At 67.3% G+C, this 17,644-nt stretch carries 19 protein-coding genes and 3 tRNA genes; 15 read left to right on the top strand and 7 right to left on the bottom strand.

Annotated features, from left to right (window positions below; all coding sequences use genetic code 11):
* Nucleotides 1–858, top strand: coding sequence for a glycine-rich domain-containing protein (locus QTI51_RS23555; RefSeq protein WP_116911089.1), 858 nt, complete (start codon nucleotides 1–3; stop codon nucleotides 856–858).
* 86 nt (nucleotides 859–944) lie between these two features.
* On the opposite strand, the gene argG is transcribed toward QTI51_RS23555, so the two are convergent.
* From argG to QTI51_RS23535, 4 genes are all read right to left on the bottom strand, one after another.
* Complete coding sequence (gene argG / locus QTI51_RS23550) at nucleotides 945–2,285, bottom strand: argininosuccinate synthase (protein ID WP_116911090.1); 1,341 nt, start codon at nucleotides 2,283–2,285, stop codon at nucleotides 945–947.
* A 30-nt stretch (nucleotides 2,286–2,315) separates the two neighbouring features.
* Nucleotides 2,316–2,642, bottom strand: coding sequence for a pyrimidine/purine nucleoside phosphorylase (gene ppnP / locus QTI51_RS23545; RefSeq protein ID WP_116911091.1), 327 nt, complete (start codon nucleotides 2,640–2,642; stop codon nucleotides 2,316–2,318).
* A gap of 125 nt (nucleotides 2,643–2,767) precedes the next feature.
* Complete coding sequence (locus tag QTI51_RS23540) at nucleotides 2,768–3,376, bottom strand: hypothetical protein (protein ID WP_116911092.1); 609 nt, start codon at nucleotides 3,374–3,376, stop codon at nucleotides 2,768–2,770.
* A gap of 58 nt (nucleotides 3,377–3,434) precedes the next feature.
* Nucleotides 3,435–3,788: an ArsC family reductase gene (locus tag QTI51_RS23535; protein WP_116911093.1), complete on the bottom strand. Its 354-nt coding sequence runs from the start codon at nucleotides 3,786–3,788 to the stop codon at nucleotides 3,435–3,437.
* A gap of 36 nt (nucleotides 3,789–3,824) precedes the next feature.
* On the opposite strand from QTI51_RS23535, the gene folC reads away from it, so the two are divergent.
* The 10 genes from folC to QTI51_RS23485 all read left to right on the top strand — a co-directional run bounded on the left by folC (nucleotide 3,825) and on the right by QTI51_RS23485 (nucleotide 12,026).
* A complete protein-coding gene (gene folC / locus QTI51_RS23530; protein ID WP_116911094.1) occupies nucleotides 3,825–5,132 on the top strand; it encodes a bifunctional tetrahydrofolate synthase/dihydrofolate synthase in 1,308 nt (435 codons plus the stop codon).
* A gap of 73 nt (nucleotides 5,133–5,205) precedes the next feature.
* A complete protein-coding gene (locus QTI51_RS23525) occupies nucleotides 5,206–6,105 on the top strand; it encodes an SPOR domain-containing protein (protein WP_116911095.1) in 900 nt (299 codons plus the stop codon).
* 18 nt (nucleotides 6,106–6,123) lie between these two features.
* The gene (locus tag QTI51_RS23520) at nucleotides 6,124–6,609 is read left to right on the top strand and encodes a CvpA family protein (protein ID WP_116911096.1); all 486 of its coding nucleotides are present in this window, start codon (nucleotides 6,124–6,126) and stop codon (nucleotides 6,607–6,609) included.
* A gap of 12 nt (nucleotides 6,610–6,621) precedes the next feature.
* The gene (gene purF / locus QTI51_RS23515) at nucleotides 6,622–8,124 is read left to right on the top strand and encodes an amidophosphoribosyltransferase (protein WP_116911097.1); all 1,503 of its coding nucleotides are present in this window, start codon (nucleotides 6,622–6,624) and stop codon (nucleotides 8,122–8,124) included.
* Nucleotides 8,125–8,132: 8 nt separating this feature from the next.
* Nucleotides 8,133–9,356: an O-succinylhomoserine sulfhydrylase gene (locus QTI51_RS23510; protein ID WP_116911098.1), complete on the top strand. Its 1,224-nt coding sequence runs from the start codon at nucleotides 8,133–8,135 to the stop codon at nucleotides 9,354–9,356.
* Between the two features lie 4 nt (nucleotides 9,357–9,360).
* Nucleotides 9,361–10,749 (top strand): glutamate--tRNA ligase, encoded by a 1,389-nt coding sequence (gene gltX / locus QTI51_RS23505; protein ID WP_116911099.1) that lies wholly within the window; start codon nucleotides 9,361–9,363, stop codon nucleotides 10,747–10,749.
* Nucleotides 10,750–10,783: 34 nt separating this feature from the next.
* Nucleotides 10,784–10,859, top strand: a tRNA-Ala gene (locus tag QTI51_RS23500).
* A 54-nt stretch (nucleotides 10,860–10,913) separates the two neighbouring features.
* Nucleotides 10,914–10,989 (top strand) — tRNA-Glu (locus tag QTI51_RS23495).
* Between the two features lie 69 nt (nucleotides 10,990–11,058).
* A tRNA-Asp gene (locus QTI51_RS23490) sits at nucleotides 11,059–11,135 on the top strand.
* A gap of 414 nt (nucleotides 11,136–11,549) precedes the next feature.
* The gene (locus tag QTI51_RS23485) at nucleotides 11,550–12,026 is read left to right on the top strand and encodes an HU family DNA-binding protein (RefSeq protein ID WP_286516426.1); all 477 of its coding nucleotides are present in this window, start codon (nucleotides 11,550–11,552) and stop codon (nucleotides 12,024–12,026) included.
* Nucleotides 12,027–12,130: 104 nt separating this feature from the next.
* Here QTI51_RS23485 and QTI51_RS23480 read toward each other — a convergent pair whose 3' ends face one another.
* From QTI51_RS23480 to QTI51_RS23470, 3 genes are all read right to left on the bottom strand, one after another.
* The gene (locus QTI51_RS23480; protein WP_116911101.1) at nucleotides 12,131–12,340 is read right to left on the bottom strand and encodes a hypothetical protein; all 210 of its coding nucleotides are present in this window, start codon (nucleotides 12,338–12,340) and stop codon (nucleotides 12,131–12,133) included.
* A 127-nt stretch (nucleotides 12,341–12,467) separates the two neighbouring features.
* Nucleotides 12,468–13,136, bottom strand: a complete 669-nt coding sequence (locus tag QTI51_RS23475) for a DUF418 domain-containing protein (RefSeq protein WP_165840392.1) — start codon at nucleotides 13,134–13,136, stop codon at nucleotides 12,468–12,470.
* A gap of 125 nt (nucleotides 13,137–13,261) precedes the next feature.
* Nucleotides 13,262–14,275: an AraC family transcriptional regulator gene (locus QTI51_RS23470; protein WP_116911103.1), complete on the bottom strand. Its 1,014-nt coding sequence runs from the start codon at nucleotides 14,273–14,275 to the stop codon at nucleotides 13,262–13,264.
* 208 nt (nucleotides 14,276–14,483) lie between these two features.
* Between QTI51_RS23470 and QTI51_RS23465 the strand changes: the two genes are divergently transcribed.
* The 4 genes from QTI51_RS23465 to QTI51_RS23450 form a co-directional block, all read left to right on the top strand.
* Nucleotides 14,484–15,275 (top strand): SDR family oxidoreductase, encoded by a 792-nt coding sequence (locus QTI51_RS23465; protein ID WP_116911104.1) that lies wholly within the window; start codon nucleotides 14,484–14,486, stop codon nucleotides 15,273–15,275.
* 46 nt (nucleotides 15,276–15,321) lie between these two features.
* Entirely contained in the window at nucleotides 15,322–16,560 is a 1,239-nt protein-coding gene (locus QTI51_RS23460; protein WP_116911105.1) for a styrene monooxygenase/indole monooxygenase family protein, read from the top strand.
* Complete coding sequence (locus tag QTI51_RS23455; protein WP_116911106.1) at nucleotides 16,560–17,105, top strand: flavin reductase family protein; 546 nt, start codon at nucleotides 16,560–16,562, stop codon at nucleotides 17,103–17,105. The genes QTI51_RS23460 and QTI51_RS23455 overlap by 1 nt, the downstream gene beginning before the upstream one ends.
* 44 nt (nucleotides 17,106–17,149) lie before the next feature.
* Nucleotides 17,150–17,644: dienelactone hydrolase family protein (locus QTI51_RS23450; RefSeq protein ID WP_286516428.1), on the top strand; the 495-nt coding region annotated here is incomplete at its 3' end.

The following is a 17,644-nucleotide window of genomic DNA, read 5'->3' as shown; positions in this document are numbered from 1 at the left end:
ATGGATCTCGACTTCCTGCACCTGAATTTCCGGCGCCGCATCGGCGCCCTGGTGTGGGCCCGGCGTGCGGTGCCGTTGCTCGCGTTGCTGTCTTTGTTCCTGGGCTCGCGCCGCTGGGGCGTGGTGGTCTCGGTGATTTTGGTGGCGGTGCTGTTCTCGGCGGTGCTGAAGTTCCTGGAGACCAGCCTGCGCCGGCAGTTCATTCGCGAAGCGCGGCTGCCCCCGTTTCTCATCGGCAAGCTGCGCGAGGCGCACCCGCAGCTGAGCCGTCGCGATGCCGAACTGGTGCTGCGCGGCCTGCGCCAGTTCTTCATGTCGCACCTGCGCAGCGACCGCAAGTTCGTTGCCATGCCCTCGAAGGTGGTCGACACGGCGTGGCACGAGTTCATCCTGCACACGCAGGGCTACCAGAACTGGTGCAAGGCGGCCTTCGGCGGCATGCTGCACCACAGCCCCGCCGAAGTGCTGGGGCGCGACCCCAAGCGCAACGACGGCCTGCGCCGCACCTGGTACTGGGCCTGCAAGGAGGAAAGCATCGACCCGCGCAACCCGGCGCGGCTGCCGCTGCTGTTCGCGCTGGACGTCAAGTTCGCGATCGCAGGCGGTTTTACCTACGTGCCCGACTGCCGGGCGGTGGAGCGCTACATCGGCTCGGACACGCAGTGCGGCACCAGCTTCGGTGACTCGTCGTCCGACGGCGGCAGCTCGGGTGATGCGGGCGGCTTCGGCGGCAGCGAGTCGAGCAGCAGCGACGGCGGTGGGTCGAGCGATGGCGGCGGCGCGAGCGGCGATTCGTCCGGCTGTGGCGGCGGCAGCAGCTGCGGGGGCGGTTGCGGCGGGGGAGGCGGCGGGGACTGAGCCGTCCGCCGGCGGTGCAATGACAAACGGGCCCCGAGGGGCCCGTTGTCTTTGGGGCTGCGGTCAGCCCCGGGGTCAGCGCACGATCAGTTCGCGTCGCCGTCGTTCGTCAGCTTCGGCAGCGAGGCGCCTTCGCTCGACGACAGCAGGCCGACGCGCGTGTAGATCGCCAGCTTCTCGCGCGTGTCGACGATGTCCAGGTTGCGCATGGTGAGCTGGCCGATGCGGTCCAGCGGCGTGAACGCGCCTTCGACCTTTTCCATGCTCAGGCGCTCGGGCTTGTACGTGAGGTTGGCCGACTCGGTGTTCATGATCGAGTAGTCGTTGCCGCGGCGCAGCTCGATGGTCACCTCGCCGGTGATGGCGCGCGCCACCCAGCGTTGCGCCGTCTCGCGCAGCATGATGGCCTGCGGGTCGAACCAGCGGCCCTGGTACAGCAGGCGGCCGAGCTTGCGGCCGTTGTCGCGGTACTGCTCGATGGTGTCTTCGTTGTGGATGCCGGTCACCAGGCGCTCGTAGGCGATGAACAGCAGCGCCAGGCCGGGGGCCTCGTAGATGCCGCGGCTCTTGGCCTCGATGATGCGGTTTTCGATCTGGTCGCTCATGCCCAGGCCGTGGCGCCCGCCGATGCGGTTGGCCTCGAGGATCAGGTCGACCAGGTTCGCGTAGCGCACGCCGTTCAGCGCCACGGGCACGCCTTCTTCGAAGCGCACCGACACGGTTTCGCGCTTGACTTCGACTTCGTCCTTCCAGAAGGCCACGCCCATGATGGGCTGCACGATCTGGATGCCGCTGTTCAGGTGCTCGAGGTCCTTGGCCTCGTGCGTGGCGCCGAGCATGTTGGAGTCGGTCGAGTAGGCCTTCTCGGACGACATCTTGTAGGCGAAGCCGGCCTGCTGCATGAACGCCGACATTTCGGCGCGCCCGCCCAGCTCGTCGATGAAGACCTGGTCGAGCCAGGGCTTGTAGATCTTCAGGTTGGGGTTGGTGAGCAGGCCGTAGCGGTAGAAGCGCTCGATGTCGTTGCCCTTGTAGGTGCTGCCGTCGCCCCAGATGTGGACGTCGTCTTCCTTCATGGCCGACACCAGCATGGTGCCGGTCACCGCGCGGCCCAGCGGCGTGGTGTTGAAGTAGGTCACGCCGGCGGTGGTCACGTGGAAGGCGCCGGCCTGCAGGGCGGCGATGCCTTCGTTGGCCAGCTGCACGCGGCAGTCGATCAGGCGGGCGTTCTCGGCGCCGTAGAGCATCGCCTTGCGCGGGATCTCGTCGTAGTCGGGCTCGTCGGGCTGGCCGAGGTTGGCGGTGTAGGCGTAGGGAATGGCGCCCTTGTTGCGCATCCAGTGGAGCGCCGCGCTGGTGTCCAGGCCGCCCGAGAAGGCGATGCCGACCTTCTGGCCGGCGGGAACGTTTTGGAGGATGGTCGACATGTCAGGGGTTCCGGTTCGCGGGTTCGCGGTTCAGCCGAAGTGGCAGATGTAGCTGTAGGGCTCGCCAGTCACGCGGATCTGGAAGCTGGAGTTGCCGGGAATGCTGAACTTCTGGCCGGGGCCCGAGGCGAGCCACTCGGTGGTGCCCGCGAGCTGGTATTCGCAGCTGCCGCCGGCGCCTTCCATGATTTCAGGGGCGCCGGTGTTGAAGGTGAGGGTGGACGGCAGGATCACGCCGACCGATTTCTTGGTGCCGTCCGCCAGCGTGAGGTTGTGGCTCACGCACTTGCCGTCGAAGTACACATTGGCCTTGGTGGCCACTGCGGCGCTGTTGATAGTGTCGGTAGTCGTCGTCATTGGGTGGCGCCGGCGCCATGGCGGTCGGCGAATCGAGGACGCACCGCACCAGCGGCGCACCCGTCAAGGGTTGGAAAAGTCCTCGATTTTAGGGGCTTGGCCGGTCGGCGCCGACGGCCCGTGGCTCAGCGGTGCCAGCCGCCGCGGTAGCCGCCACCCCAGCCGCGGTAGCCGTGGCCGTAGTAGCCGCCGCCCCAACCCCGCGAATAGCCCAGGTTCAGCGAGATGCCCACCGGCGGGTAGGCGTAGGGGTAGCCGTAGGCATAGCCCGGGTCGACGTACACCGGGGCCGGTGCGTAAACGGGCGCCGGCTGCGCATACACGGGCGCCGGGCCGCCGGCGCCGACCACCACGCCGGGTTCGGGCACCACGTTGTCCCACGGCGAGCCGCCGGACTGTTGCTGCTGGTAGCCGCTGCCGCTGGCTTCCACCGGGTAGGTCTGAACCTGCGCCTGCGGCGCTACCGCCGAGGTCGTCACGCCGTAACCGCTCGCCTGGATGGGGATGGTGGCGCCGGGCCGGCTGTTCATGCGGGTGGTGTAGCGCTGGCCGTTGTATTCGTAGGTGACGTTGTAGCTGACGTCGCTGCCGGTGGTTTCACGCACCGGCGTGGCCGAGACCACGCGGGCCTGCACCACCTGCCCCTGTTGCTGGGCGTGCACGAGGCCGGTGCCCGCCGCCAGGGCGCCGGCCACCGAAAGGCCGGCAAGGGTGCGAAAAGCAAGTTTGTTCATGGTGTGTCTCTCCTGCAGATGCCGGTTGGAGGCGCCCGCGCCGGGCGGGTTCCGGGGTTTACACGCCGTTGACAGCCCAGGCCTGCGCGTCGAATCCGGTGGTTACAGCTTTTTTCGGGCCCCAGTCGACCACGGGGCGCTTGATGAGGCTGGGGTTGGCCAGCAGCACCGGGCGGGCCGACGCGGCATCGACGACGCCGTTGCGGGTGGCCTCGTCGAGCTTGCGCCAGGTGGTGCCCTTGCGGTTGACCAGCGCCTCCCAGCCGGGCTGCTTCAGCCACTGGTCGAGCTCGGGCTCGGGCACGCCCTGTTTCTTGAAATCATGGAAGGTGTAGGCGACGCCGTGTTCGTCGAGCCAGGTGCGCGCGCGCTTGACGGTGTCGCAGTTCGGGATGCCGTATAGGGTTGTCATGGCCACGATGATGCCGCGATCGGCGGGTCGGCGACAATGCCGGCCTCCATGGAAACCCTTAACGACTGGCTCGCGCGCGCCGAGCAACTCCATCCCAAGAACATCGAGCTCGGGCTCGATCGTGCCAAAGAGATGGCGCAGCGCCTCGGGCTGCGCTTCGACTGCCCCGTCATCACGGTGGCGGGCACCAACGGCAAGGGCTCGACCTGCGCCATGCTCGAGTCGATCCTCACGCACGCGGGCTACCGCACCGCGGTGTTCACCTCGCCGCACCTGGTGCGCTTCGAGGAACGGCTGCGGCTCAAGGGCGAAGCCGTCGATGCTTCCAAACTGATAGCAAGCTTCGAAGTGGTCGAAAAGGCGCGCGGCGACCTGAGCCTGACCTACTTCGAGTTCACGACGCTCGGCATCCTGCATCGCATGATCGAGGAAAAGCCCGACGTGGCGATCCTCGAAGTGGGCCTGGGCGGCCGGCTGGACGCGGTGAACATCATCGACGCCGACTGCGCGGTCATCACCAGCATCGACCTCGACCACATAGAGTATCTCGGGCCCGACCGCGAGAGCATCGGCTTCGAGAAGGCCGGCATCCTGCGCGCCGGCAAGCCCGCCATCGTGAGCGACCCGATGCCCCCGCAGAGCGTGATCGACCATGCCAACGCCATCGGCGCCGACTTGTGGCGCTTCGGCACCGACTTCAACGTGTCGGGCGACAAGCAGCAGTGGGGCTGGTCGAGCCGCGGCCGGCGCTACAGTGGGCTGGCCTATCCGGCGCTGCGCGGCGCCAACCAGCTCATCAATGCCGCGGGCGTGCTCGCGGCGCTGGAAGCGGTGCGGCCGCAGCTGCCGATCACCGCGCAGGCAGTGCGCAACGGGCTGGCCATGGTCGAGCTGCCGGGGCGCTTCCAGATCGTGCCGGGCGAGCCCGCGCTGGTGCTCGACGTGGCGCACAACGCGCACGCCGTGGCCGCGCTGGCCGAGAACCTCGACGCGATGGGTTTCTACCCCACCACGCACGGCGTGTTCGGCGTGATGGCCGACAAGGACCTCGCACCGATCCTGGCGCGCATCGGCCCACTGATCGACCGCTGGTACTTCACCGACCTGCCCACGCCGCGCGCGGCCAAGGGGGCCGACTTGCTGGCCGCCTGGCAAGCGCAGAACACCCGCGCCGACGCCTCGGGCAGCGTGCATCCAGGCCCCATGGACGCGTTGCGCGCGGCCATCGAGCACGCAGACCCCGCTGATAGAATCGTCGTCTTCGGATCGTTCTTCACCGTGGGTGGCGTGCTTGAAAACGGCACCCCCCGGCTGCAAGCCAAACACCTGCTGCCAGGCGGCTGACCGTCGGGCTGTCCAAACACCCATCCGGCACCATCGGGCACACCTCGCTGCACTCCTTCAGGGATCGAACTTCATGGCGTTTTTCAAGTTCCGCACGCGCGGCCCACAAGGCAACGAAGGACGCAGCGCACCGGCTGCCGTGCCGGCGGAAAGTGTCGAATCCATGCGTCGGCGTGCGCGCCACCGGCTGCTGGGCGCAGCGGTGCTGGTGCTGCTCGGCGTGATCGGTTTCCCGCTGCTGTTCGACACGCAGCCGCGCCCCGTGTCGGTCGACATTCCCATCGAGATTCCCGACCGCAACAAGGTCAAGCCGCTGCCCGTGCCGGCCACGCCCGCGCCTGCTGCGAGCACCGCCCCGGCCGCGCCCGACAACGGCTCGCGCGTGGCCTCCGCCGGCGGCATGATCACCGAGACCGCCGACGGCACCGAGATCGATTCCAGCAAGCCTGTCGCCAGCACGCCCGCGGCTGTTGCCCCCGTTGCGCCAGCCGCGCCCGTGGAGCGCAAGCCCGAGCCCAAGCCGGAACCGAAGCCTGAGCGCAAGCCCGAGCCAAAACCGGAACACAAGCCCGAACCCAAGCCGGAGCCGAAACCGAAAGCGGAAGCCAAGCCCGAAACAAAGCCTGAACCGAAGCCCAAGCCGGCTGCCACCGCGGACGACGGCGCGCGCGCCCGTGCGCTGCTCGAAGGCAAGCCTTCGACCGCCTCCACCGCCGCGGCCAAGCTCGCCGACGAGGCCGCCGCTGGTCGCTTCGTGGTGCAGGTCGGTGCGTTCGCCGATGCGGACAAGGCGCGCGAAGTGCGCCAGAAGCTCGAGCGCGCCGGCCTGAAGACCTATGTGCACGTGGCCAAGACGGCCGACGGCGAACGCACGCGTGTGCGTGTCGGCCCGTTCGCCTCGCGTGCCGAGGCCGACCGCGCGGCGGAGAAGGTCAAGGGCTTGTCTTTGTCGGCCGCGATCCTCACGTTGTAAGCACTGCCGCCTGTCGCCGTGGCCATGCTCGACTGGACCGCCGTCGCGCTCATCGGGGTGTCGATGCTCTTCGGCCTGATGCGCGGCCTGGTGTTCGAGGTGATCTCGCTGATCGGCTGGGTGGCCGCCTTCGTCGCCGCCCAGTGGCTGGCCTCCGGTGTGGCGGCATGGTTGCCGTTCGGCGAGCCGCAGGCGGCGTGGCGTTATCCGCTGGCCTTCGTGCTGGTGTTCGTGGCGGTGGTGTTCGGCGTGGGCCTGGTGGCCGCGCTGACGCGCAAGTTGATCACGGTCGTGGGTCTGCGGCCGGTGGACCGGATTTTGGGAGCAGCGTTCGGTGCGGCGCGGGGTGCGGTGGCCCTGCTCGTGCTGGCCGTCGTTGTTCATTTGCTGGTGTTGAGCGACAGTGCCTGGTGGCACGAATCGCGCAGCGCCATTGTTCTCGATGCGGCACTGCAGGGCCTGAAGCCTGCGCTGCCTGAAAAGTTGGCAAGCTACCTGCCCTGAGAGGAATCGTTCATGTGTGGAATCGTCGGCGTTGTCAGCAACGCACCCGTCAATCAACTGCTCTATGACGCACTGCTGCTGCTGCAGCATCGCGGACAGGACGCGGCTGGCATCGTCACCTTGCTCGAGCGCAAGTTCTTCATGCACAAGGCCAAGGGCATGGTGCGCGACGTGTTCCGCACGCGCAACATGCGCGCGCTGCCGGGCAACGTGGGCCTGGGCCAGGTGCGCTACCCGACCGCCGGCAACGCCTACAGCGAGGAAGAGGCGCAGCCCTTCTACGTGAACGCGCCCTTCGGCATCGTGCTGGTGCACAACGGCAACCTGACCAACGCTCACGCGCTGCGTTCGGAGCTGTTCTCCACCGACCACCGCCACACCAACACCGAGAGCGACTCCGAAGTGCTGCTCAACGTGCTGGCGCACGAACTGGAGCGCTCGTCGCGCGGCGTGCCGCTGCACCCGGCCGAGGTGTTCGCCGCGGTCAAAAACATGCACAAGCGCCTGCGCGGCTCGTATGCCGTGGTGTCGCTCATCGCCGGGCACGGCCTGCTTGCTTTCCGCGATCCGTACGGCATTCGCCCGCTGTGCATGGGCCGCAGCGCCGACGGCGCCGTGATGGTGGCCAGCGAGTCGGTCGCGCTCGAAGGCTCGGGCCATGTGTTCGAGCGCGACATCGCGCCGGGCGAGGCCGTGTTCATCGACCTCGAAGGCAAGGTGCATTCGATGCAGTGCGCCGAGTCGCCGTCGCTGAACCCGTGCATCTTCGAATTCGTGTACCTCGCGCGTCCGGACTCGGTGCTCGACGGCATCTCGGTCTACCAGGCGCGCCTGAACCTGGGCGAAACGCTGGCCAAGCGCGTGGTCTCGACCGTGCCGCCCAACCAGATCGACGTGATCATCCCGATTCCCGAGTCGAGCCGCCCGAGCGCCACGCAGCTCGCGCACCTGCTGGGCGTGCCCTACCGCGAAGGCTTCGTGAAGAACCGCTACGTGGGCCGCACCTTCATCATGCCGGGGCAGGGCGTGCGCAAGAAGTCGGTTCGCCAGAAGCTCAACGTGATCGCCAGCGAGTTCAAGGGCCGCAACGTGCTGCTGGTCGACGACTCGATCGTGCGCGGCACCACCAGCCAGGAAATCGTGCAGATGGCACGCGACGCCGGCGCCCGCAAGGTCTACCTGGCCAGCGCCGCGCCGCCGGTGCGCTACCCCAACGTCTACGGCATCGACATGCCGACCAAGGGCGAGCTGGTGGCGCACGACCGCACCATCGAGGAAATTCGCCAGCTCATCGGCTGCGACGCGCTGATCTACCAGGACGTCGATGCCATGAAGCGCGCCATCGGCTCGCTCAACGGCAAGCTCGACGGCTTCGATGCCTCGTGCTTCGACGGCGTGTACGTGACCGGCGACATCGACACCGAAGCCATCTCGCGCATGAACGGCAACCGCCCGCGCATCGAAGAGACCGAGGAAGACTCTTCGCGCCTCGCGCTGCCCAACCTCAGTGAGTGAGAGCTGAAGTGACCGACGAACGCCCCCTGCCGCCCGGCCTGCACCCCGACACGCTCGCGCTGCGCACCGGCCTCGCGCCGAGCCAGTACGGCGAGCACTCCGACGCGTTGTTCCTCACCAGCGGCTTCGTGCAGCCCGACGCCGAAACCTCGATGCGCCGCTTCGCGGGCACCGAGCCCGGCTTCACCTACTCGCGCACCTCGAACCCGACGGTGACCAGCTTCGAGCAGCGCATCGCGGCGCTCGAAGGCACCGAGGCGGCCATCGGCGCGTCCACCGGCATGGGCGCGATCCTCATGATGTGCATGGGCCTGCTGAAGGCCGGTGACCACGTGATCTGCTCGCGCTCGGTGTTCGGCTCCACGCTGAACCTGTTCGGCAAGGAGTTCGCCAAGTTCGGGGTGGAGACCACCTTCGTCTCGCAGACCGATGTGGCCGAGTGGCGCGCGGCCGTCAAGCCCAACACCAAGCTGCTGTTCGCCGAAACGCCGACCAACCCGCTGACCGAGGTGTGCGACATCCGCGCCCTGGCCGACGTGGCGCATGCCGCGGGTGCGCTGCTGGCGGTGGACAACTGCTTCTGCACGCCCATCCTGCAGCGCCCGGCCTCGCTGGGGGCCGACCTGGTCATCCACTCGGGCACCAAGCACCTCGACGGGCAGGGCCGGGTGATGGCGGGCGCGATCTGCGGCCCCGCGAAGTACATCGTCGACGTGTTCGGCCCCGTGGTGCGCACCGCCGGTATGGCGCTGGCACCGTTCAATGCGTGGGTGGTGCTCAAGGGCATCGAAACGCTGGGCGTGCGCATGAAGGCGCATTGCGCCAATGCGCTCGACATTGCGCAGTGGCTCGAGAAGCAGCCCGGCATCGCCCGCGTGTACTACCCCGGACTTGCGTCGCACGCCCAGCACGAGCTGGCCATGCAGCAGCAGTCGGGGCAGGGCGGTGCGGTGGTGTCGTTCGACGTGGTCGGCGACACGCCCGAGACGGCCCGCGCCAATGCGTTCCACGTCATCAACAGCACGCGCGTGGTGAGCGTCGCCACCAACCTGGGCGATGTGAAGACCATCATCACGCACCCCGGCACCACCTCCCACGGGCGCCTGACCGAAGCGCAGCGCCAGGCTGCGGGCATCGGCCAGGGGCTGATCCGCCTCGCGGTCGGCCTCGAGCACGCCGAAGACATCAAGGCCGACCTTTCGCGCGGCCTGGGCACCCTGAATCCACGATAAAGACATGACCGGCAAAGTACGCACCCGCATCGCACCGTCCCCCACGGGTTTTCTTCACCTGGGTACTGCGCGCACCGCGCTGTATTCGTGGGCCTACGCGCGCCACTACGGCGGCGAGTTCGTGCTGCGCATCGAGGACACCGACGTGGCCCGCTCCACGCAGGACTCGACCGACCAGATCCTGGCTTCGATGCACTGGCTCGGCCTGGACTACAACGAAGGCCCGATCTACCAGATGCAGCGCCTGGAGCGCTACCGCGAGGTGATCGCGCAGATGCTCGCGGCCGGCACGGCCTATCACTGCTACTGCACGCCCACCGAACTCGACGCGATGCGCGAGGCGCAACGCGAGCGCGGCGAAAAGACCCTGTACGACCGCCGCTGGCGCCCCGAGCCGGGCAAGGTGCTGCCGTCCGTGCCCGAAGGCGTGCCGCCGGTGGTGCGCTTCTGCAATCCGCCCGAAGGCGACGTGACGTGGAACGACCTGGTGAAGGGCGAGATCACCATCAACAACCGCGAGATCGACGACCTGATCATCCTGCGGCCCGAAGGTGTGCCCACCTACAACTTCGCGGTGGTGGTCGACGACTGGGACATGAACATCACGCATGTGTTCCGCGGCGACGAGCACATCAACAACACGCCGTGGCAGATCAACATCTTCCGCGCGCTCGGCGCACCGCTGCCCGAGTTCGGCCACGTGCCGGTGATTCTTGGCGACGACGGGCAGAAGCTCTCCAAACGCCGCGGCGCGGTGAGCGTCACTGCATATGAAGAGAACGGCTACCTGCCAGAGGCCATGCTGAACTACCTCGCGCGCCTGGGCTGGAGCCATGGCGACGACGAGCTCTTCACGCGCGAACAGATGGTGAGCTGGTTCGACGGCACGCACCTCTCGAAGAGCCCCGCACAGTGGGACGCTGCAAAGCTCGCCTGGGTGAACGCGCAATACATCAAAGCAAAGAGCGGTGAAGCGCTTGCGCCGCTGGTTGCAGCGCAACTGCAAAAGCGCGGCATCGTGAGCGACGAGCGGCTGCCGGCAATCTGCGCGCTCTTCAAGGACCGTTGCGACACCACGGTGGCGCTGGCCAACTGGGCGGCGGCGTTCTACGCGGACATCACGGTGACCGAAGAAGACCGCGCACAGCACATCACCGAGGCCGTTAAGCCCGCGATTGCAACACTCGCCGAAAAATTGATAACTGCGACCTGGGATAAGGCCTCAATCTCAGTTATGATCAAGGAAGTGCTCGCAGCGCACAGCATGAAAATGCCAGCGTTAGCGATGCCAGTACGTGTGCTTGTGATGGGAACATCGCAGACACCGTCCCTCGATTCAGTCCTCGAGATCTTTTCGAAAGAAAAAGTTATCGAAAGATTGAAAAAGGCCTGATAAACGGGCTATAATTCGAGGCTCGACACCCACAGGGGGTATAGCTCAGCTGGGAGAGCGCTTGCATGGCATGCAAGAGGTCATCGGTTCGATCCCGTTTACCTCCACCATTAAGTGTCGAGAGAAGAGATAAGTGCTGATCGCAGCACGGTTCCTAAGGTTTTGACCCTATCGTCTAGAGGCCTAGGACACCACCCTTTCACGGTGGCTACCGGGGTTCGAATCCCCGTAGGGTCGCCAGTTTCACGCAAGTGAAGCCGGCACGAGTCGTCAGCACTCGGCTTCGCAAGAAGTGAACGTTGTCTACCAGGAGTGGTAGTTCAGTTGGTTAGAATACCGGCCTGTCACGCCGGGGGTCGCGGGTTCGAGTCCCGTCCACTCCGCCAGTTCCGACAAGGGTTAGCAGATTCGTCTGCTAACCCTTTTGTCTTTTCGGAGCTCGATGCTGTTCATTTCGACGATGGGCCTTCGCATCACATCCCTCTTTTCAGCTTCTCCGCAACGCGCTCAAGCGATGCGCTAACGCCCTCGTGCATTGCATGAGCGAAGTTCGATGCGTGATCGTTGCTCCCAACTTTGCGCCTTGCTTAACTCGGCATGAATCCCGTCGATAGCGAAGAACAAAAAACCGACAGGCATCGAGCACAAGACTTCCTCACACAGAGGAGCAATCGACCTTCGTTCTCCGCTCCGCACCTTCGAAAAACACCCCGCCGCGGCCCTCGCGATATCACTTTAAGTGGCCGAGTTACATAGGCCTTCTCGCAGTCGAATAAACTCCCCCCGCTTGCAGCTTGTATTTGTGCTGCGCCGCCATAGGCAACATGGCGAAATCAAACCTATTAGGAACTCAGTTGAACCGCATCGAACTCGTCGAAAAAATCGCAACCGCCCACAACGTCAGCAAGGCAGAAGCCGCGCGCATCCTCGAGACCATCACCGGCTCGATCGTTGCCGCAGTGAAGAAGGGCGACCCGGTGCAGATCGTCGGTTTCGGCACTTTCAAGCAAGTCGCTCGCGCCGCACGCTCGGGCTTCAACCCCAGCGCCGGTACCAAGATCAAGATCGCTGCACAGAAGGTGCCGAAGTTCGTGCCGGGCGCTGCCTTCAAGGCCGCCGTGGACCCGAAGGCTGCCAAGCGCAAGGCTGACAAGGCCGTGGTCGCAAAGCCGGCCGCCAAGGCTGCCAAGACCGCCGCCAAGCCGGCTGCAAAGCCCGCAGCCAAGAAGGCCGCCGCACCCGCCAAGAAGGCTGCCGCGCCTGCCAAGAAGAAGTAATTGATGCGTTGCGGCCCTCGCGGCCGCGCATGCACCAAGCAAAACGGCCCCGCGGGGCCGTTTTTTCATGGGCGACGCACAAGCAAGTGCGTCGGGCGAGCGCTTCAATGGGGCTCGATCACGCCTTCGTCGAGGTAGCGCTGGTATTCGGCCAGGGGAATGGCGGCCGTCTGGATGTTGCCGGCGTCACCCCAGCTCAGCACGGCGCTGTCGGGTGCGAGTTCCACCTCGATCGGGCCTTGGGGAATGAGGATCAGGGGGCCGTCGCCGGCCCTGTATTCGACGTCTCCGGTGACATTGGCGTTGGCTGGCATGAATGCACTCCTCGGTTCGGGTTGGGGGGTTGCGAGACTCGGTTGTAGCCCAGCTTACTCAGCCCACTCCGGCGCGGGGGTCATCGGCCTGCGGCGTTGGATGTAGGCCAACGGGCCAGCGCCTGCGTCAGGTGCCGCGAACAGCCCTTACCCTGGTCTGCGCCGACGGCCGGGCGTGCACCAGCCGTTGCCAGGCCCACTCGAGCGGCCCGTGGTGAAAGCGCGTCACCCACCAGCAACTGGCCATGGCCTGCAGCGCGAAGACAGCGGCCCCGAGCACTGCCGCACCCACGACGCTTTCCACATCGAGCCCGAGCCGGGGAAGCAGCACCAGGCCGACGAGCCCTTGCACCGCGCAGTTGGTGAACGCCATGCGCCCCATTGGCGAGAGCTTGCACAGCTTGCGGCGCCAAGCCGCGCGCTGGAACAGCAACACGAAGGCGGCGACACAGAACAGGCCCTGCGCGAGCGGTGCGGCCTGCCGCAGCAGCGCGCGCGCCCAGGCAGTGGCGCCGCCGTCTTGCAGCAAAGGCCCCGCCGCGACGACAAGGCTTCCCACCACCAGCACGCGCCAGAAGCGCCGATGCGCCACCGATTCCCGCAACACCCCCGCCGTGCTGCCTCCAAGCAGCAGCATCGCCAGCAGCACCCATCGCACGTCGAGCAACGGAACGCGCTGCAGGCAGAGCATCAGCGTGCCGGCCAGCGCGAAGCCGCGCAGCGCATCGAGCAGCTCAAGACGACGGAGACGGCCGGCGCTCGAATCGCGCGGCGTTGGGGCAGGAGCGAAGGTCATGGAGGTACGCGTGGACTGGCCGAGTGCCAGACCCGCGATGCTATGAACCCGCATTGCGCGAACATTGCGTTGCGCCTTTGCCGGGTGCCATCGGACCGGCGATCCATCGACCGCTCCTCAGCGAGTCAGCGCCTGTCGCGTGTCTCTCGCGTCTCCGACGGCCGTTCGCCGAAGCGTGCGCGGTATTGCGCCGCGAAATGCCCCAGGTGCAGGAAGCCGTACTTCTGCGCCACCTCGCGCACCCCCGCGTCCGCCCCATGGGCAGTTGCCTTGAGTTCCTCGCGCACCCGGTCGAGCCGCAGCTCGCGCAGGAACTCCATCGGCCCCTGGCCCACATGCTGGCGAAACGCCTGCTGCAGCGCGCGCGCGCTGCAGCCCACTTCGCCGCACACGTCCGCCAGCGACAGCGGTTGCGCTGCGTGCGCCGCCATGTACTCCTGCGCCCTGCGCACCACGCGTGGCAGCAACTGGCGCTGCGTGTCGCCTGCCAGCGCGCGTGAATGGTTGTGGCCCGCCGACATCAGCAGGCTGGACATCAGGTATTCCTCGGCATGCTCGCCGAGGCGGCCGCCCGCCTGCAGCGCGTTGCCGGCATCGAGCGTGAGCCGCAGGTAGTCGATGAAGTGCACCAGCGGCGCGAGCGCGGGGTTGTCCAGCGGCACGCCCAGCTCGAACACCAGTGCCTGCTTCAGCGGTGCCTGCAGCAGCGATTCGAGCCGCGACAGCAGCGCCGCGCGCGCGAGCCGCACGATGAGGTGCGGGCTGTCGTCGGCCCAGCGCATCGACAGTGGCTCGGTGGGCGAGGGCAGCGAAGCCATGCGGGGCGTGGCGTCGACCTGCTGGCTGCCGCAACGGATGTCGGCGCCGCCGCGCAGCGGAATCTGCAGCAGGAAAAAGTCCTGCAGGTAGCCCGGGTCGATCTGCACGCCGGGGCCGTACTGCACGTAGTTGAGGCTCACGTCGCGGTGCAGGCGCGCGCTGTGGTGGCAGGCGTCGAGCTCGACGCGCGGGCGCAGCATGGTCAGGCCGTGCGGGCAGAACACGCGGGCCACGCTCTCGCGCGCCTCGTCCATGTCGTGGCTCTCGAACAGGCGGTAGCGCTGCAGCGGCAGCACTGGGGTGATGACGGCGGTTTCCATGGGGATGGCGTGGGGCAGTGGCACCGTAGCAAAAACCATCCCTGCCCACAATTCGGATCGCCCCTCGGCAAAAAGCTGCGCGCCAGGGACATCGCCTGCGTTTGCGGGATGCAGCTGCGGCCCCTGCCCACCTAAGGTACGCCCACAGGCCAACCGGCCTGCGACATCCCCCCGTTCCCACAGTTCACTACCCAGGAGAGCCAGCCCCATGTTCAAGGGACTCGAAGGACGCAGCGCCATCGTCACCGGCGGCGCCACATTATTAGGCACCGGCGTGGTGCGGGCCCTGCACGCCGCCGGCGTGAAGGTCGTCGTCGCCGACATCGACGAAGCCAACGGCCAGGCGCTGGCCGATGCACTGGGCACCGGCGTGCGCTTCGTGCGCACCGACATCACCGACGATGCGCAGGTGCAGGCCTGCGTGGCGCAGGCGGCGCGGCACCACGGCGGCGTGCACTTCCTGGTGAACCTGGCGTGCTCGTACGTGGACGACGGCTTCAAGTCGCCGCGCGCCGACTGGCTCACCTCGTTCAACGTGAACGTCGCCAGCGCCGTGGCCATGCTGCAGGCGGTGCATCCGCACATGGTGGCCGCGGGCGGTGGGGCGGTCGTCAACTTCACGAGCATCTCGTCGCGCGTGGCGCAGACCGGGCGCTGGCTGTACCCGGTGAGCAAGGCCGCGATGGCGCAGCTCACGCGCAACATGGCGATGGACCTGGCGGGCGACCGCATCCGCGTGAACAGCGTGTCGCCGGGCTGGACGTGGTCGGCCGTGATGGACAAGCTGAGCGGCGGCGACCGTGCCAAGACTGATCGCGTGGCCGCGCCTTTCCACCTGCTGGGGCGCGTCGGCGACCCCGACGAGGTGGCGCAGGTGGTGCTGTTCCTGTGCTCGGACCACGCGAGCTTCGTGACCGGCGCGGACTACGCGGTGGACGGCGGCTATTCCGCCATGGGCCCCGAGCAGGCGGTGCCGGCCATTCCCAAGCTGATGGACTGACGAAGCCGCGAACCCACGAACCCACGAACCTACCCGGAGCAACACCATGAAACGAATCGCCATCATCGGCGCGGGCCAGTCGGGCCTGCAACTCGGGCTCGGCCTGCTGCGCGCGGGCTACGAGGTCACGATGTACAGCAACCGCACCGCGGACGACATCCGCCAGGGCAAGGTGATGTCCAGCCAGTGCATGTTCCACACCTCGCTGCAGATCGAGCGCGAGCTGGGGCTGGACCATTGGGCCAAGGACTGCCCCACGGTCGACGGCATCGGCCTGGCCGTGCCGCACCCCGAGCAGAAGGGCGCCAAGGTCATCGACTGGGCGGCGCGGCTCCATTCGAGCGCGCAGTCGGTCGACCAGCGCGTGAAGGTGCCGGCCTGGATGGCCGAGTTCCAGCGCCAGGGCGGCGAGCTGGTGTTCAAGGATGCGGGCATCGACGAGCTGGAGGCCTGCACCCGCAGCCACGACCTCACGCTGGTGGCAAGCGGCAAGGGCGAGATTTCGAAGCTCTTCGCGCGCGACGCGCACAAGTCGCGCTTCGACGCGCCGCAGCGCGCGCTCGCGCTCACCTACGTGAAGGGCATGAAGCCCGCCGAGCCGTTCTCGCGCGTGAGCTTCAACCTGATTCCGGGCGTGGGCGAGTACTTCGTGTTCCCGGCGCTGACCACTTCTGGCCCCTGCGAGATCATGGTGTTCGAAGGCGTGCCGGGCGGCCCGATGGACTGCTGGGCCGACGTGAAGACGCCGCAGGAGCACCTCGCGCGCAGCAAGTGGGTGCTCGACACCTTCGTGCCGTGGGAGGCCGAGCGCTGCCGCGACATCGCGCTCACCGACGACAACGGCATCCTCGCCGGGCGCTTCGCGCCGACTGTGCGCAAGCCGGTGGCCACTTTGCCCTCGGGCCGCAAGGTGCTGGGCCTGGCCGACGTGGTGGTGCTCAACGACCCGATCACCGGCCAGGGCTCCAACAACGCGGCCAAGTGCGCCGACGTGTACCTGAAGAGCATCGTCGCGCGCGGCGAGGGCGCGGCCGATGCCGCATGGATGCAGCAGACCTTCGACCGCTACTGGTTCGGCTATTCGCAATGGGTCACGCAGTGGACCAACATGTTGCTGATGCCGCCGCCGGACCATGTGCTGAAGCTGCTGGGCACGGCGGGCGCGGTGCCGCCGCTGGCCAGCGCGATTGCCAACGGCTTCGACGACCCGCGCACCTTCTTCCCGTGGTTCGCCGACCCGGTGGAGGCCGACCGCTACATCGAGACCTCGGTCGAGGCCGCGTGATGCAGCGGGAGGTTCAGCAGAAGGTGCAGCAGGAGCCCATCGCCGATGCCTGTCGCTTCGACCGGCAGGACTTCCGCAGGGCGCTCGGCCAGTTCAGCACCGGCGTCACCGTCGTCACCACGCGCGCGAGTGACGGGCGGCGCGTGGGCATGACGGCCAATTCGTTCTCGTCGGTCTCGCTCGATCCGCCGCTGGTGCTGTGGAGCCTGTCGCGCAACGCGCCCAGCGTGGCGGACTTCACCGGCGCGAGCCACTTCGCCATCAACGTGCTGGCGGCGCACCAGCACCACCTGTCGCGCCGGTTCGCGACGCCGCTGCCCGACAAGTTCGGTGGCGTGGACTGCTGCGAAGGCACGGCCGGCGTGCCGCTGCTGGACGGCGCCATCGCGCGCTTCGTCTGCCGCAACGTGAGGCAGTACGACGGCGGCGACCACCTGATCTTCATCGGCGAGGTCGAGCGCTACGACCGCGTCGACGGCGAGCCGCTGGTGTTCCACGCCGGGCGCTACCAGGTGACGGCGCGGCACCCCGAATGCGTGCAGTGAGCACACGCGCGACCCCATTCAACCCATCGATCGGAGAGCACTACATGCAAGAGAAGACAGCGCGTCGCGGACAGCGCATTCGCATCGACGCCGCGGACGGCAGCGGCAGTTTCAGCGGCTACCTCGCCCTGCCCGAGAGCGGCAGCGGCCCCGGCCTGGTGATCGCGCAGGAGATCTTCGGCGTGAACCACACCATGCGCGAGATCGCCGACTACTACGCCGAGGAAGGCTACGTCGCGCTCGTGCCCGACCTGTTCTGGCGCCAGGAGCCCGATGTGGAACTGGGCTACAGCGAGGCCGACTGGCAGCGCGCCTTCGCGTTCTACGGCGGCTTCGACGAGGCCAAGGGCATGGCGGACATGCAGAGCGCCATCGATGTGCTGCGTGCCCGCGCCGAGGTGCCAGAAAAGAAGGTCGGCGTGCTCGGTTTCTGCCTCGGCGGCAAGCTGGCCTATCTGGCAGCCTGCCGCACCGACTCGGACGCCGCGGTCGGTTACTACGGCGTGGGCATCGACGCCGCGCTCGACGAGGCCGACAAG

It is taken from the genome of Variovorax sp. J22G73 (assembly GCF_030317035.1).
Taxonomy (GTDB): domain Bacteria; phylum Pseudomonadota; class Gammaproteobacteria; order Burkholderiales; family Burkholderiaceae_C; genus Variovorax.
Note: the sequence above shows the minus strand (reverse complement) of the source record. Positions and strands in the feature narration are given on the sequence as shown.

Excerpts from the sequence above, each read along its gene's own strand:
- QTI51_RS23555 (WP_116911089.1), top strand. The coding sequence starts at position 1 with ATGGATCTCGACTTCCTGCACCTGAATTTCCGGCGCCGCATCGGCGCC.
- argG (WP_116911090.1), bottom strand. The coding sequence starts at position 2,285 with ATGTCGACCATCCTCCAAAACGTTCCCGCCGGCCAGAAGGTCGGCATC.
- ppnP (WP_116911091.1), bottom strand. The coding sequence starts at position 2,642 with ATGACGACGACTACCGACACTATCAACAGCGCCGCAGTGGCCACCAAG.
- QTI51_RS23540 (WP_116911092.1), bottom strand. The coding sequence starts at position 3,376 with ATGAACAAACTTGCTTTTCGCACCCTTGCCGGCCTTTCGGTGGCCGGC.
- QTI51_RS23535 (WP_116911093.1), bottom strand. The coding sequence starts at position 3,788 with ATGACAACCCTATACGGCATCCCGAACTGCGACACCGTCAAGCGCGCG.
- folC (WP_116911094.1), top strand. The coding sequence starts at position 3,825 with ATGCCGGCCTCCATGGAAACCCTTAACGACTGGCTCGCGCGCGCCGAG.
- QTI51_RS23525 (WP_116911095.1), top strand. The coding sequence starts at position 5,206 with ATGGCGTTTTTCAAGTTCCGCACGCGCGGCCCACAAGGCAACGAAGGA.
- purF (WP_116911097.1), top strand. The coding sequence starts at position 6,622 with ATGTGTGGAATCGTCGGCGTTGTCAGCAACGCACCCGTCAATCAACTG.
- gltX (WP_116911099.1), top strand. The coding sequence starts at position 9,361 with ATGACCGGCAAAGTACGCACCCGCATCGCACCGTCCCCCACGGGTTTT.
- QTI51_RS23480 (WP_116911101.1), bottom strand. The coding sequence starts at position 12,340 with ATGCCAGCCAACGCCAATGTCACCGGAGACGTCGAATACAGGGCCGGC.
- QTI51_RS23475 (WP_165840392.1), bottom strand. The coding sequence starts at position 13,136 with ATGACCTTCGCTCCTGCCCCAACGCCGCGCGATTCGAGCGCCGGCCGT.
- QTI51_RS23470 (WP_116911103.1), bottom strand. The coding sequence starts at position 14,275 with ATGGAAACCGCCGTCATCACCCCAGTGCTGCCGCTGCAGCGCTACCGC.
- QTI51_RS23465 (WP_116911104.1), top strand. The coding sequence starts at position 14,484 with ATGTTCAAGGGACTCGAAGGACGCAGCGCCATCGTCACCGGCGGCGCC.
- QTI51_RS23460 (WP_116911105.1), top strand. The coding sequence starts at position 15,322 with ATGAAACGAATCGCCATCATCGGCGCGGGCCAGTCGGGCCTGCAACTC.
- QTI51_RS23455 (WP_116911106.1), top strand. The coding sequence starts at position 16,560 with ATGCAGCGGGAGGTTCAGCAGAAGGTGCAGCAGGAGCCCATCGCCGAT.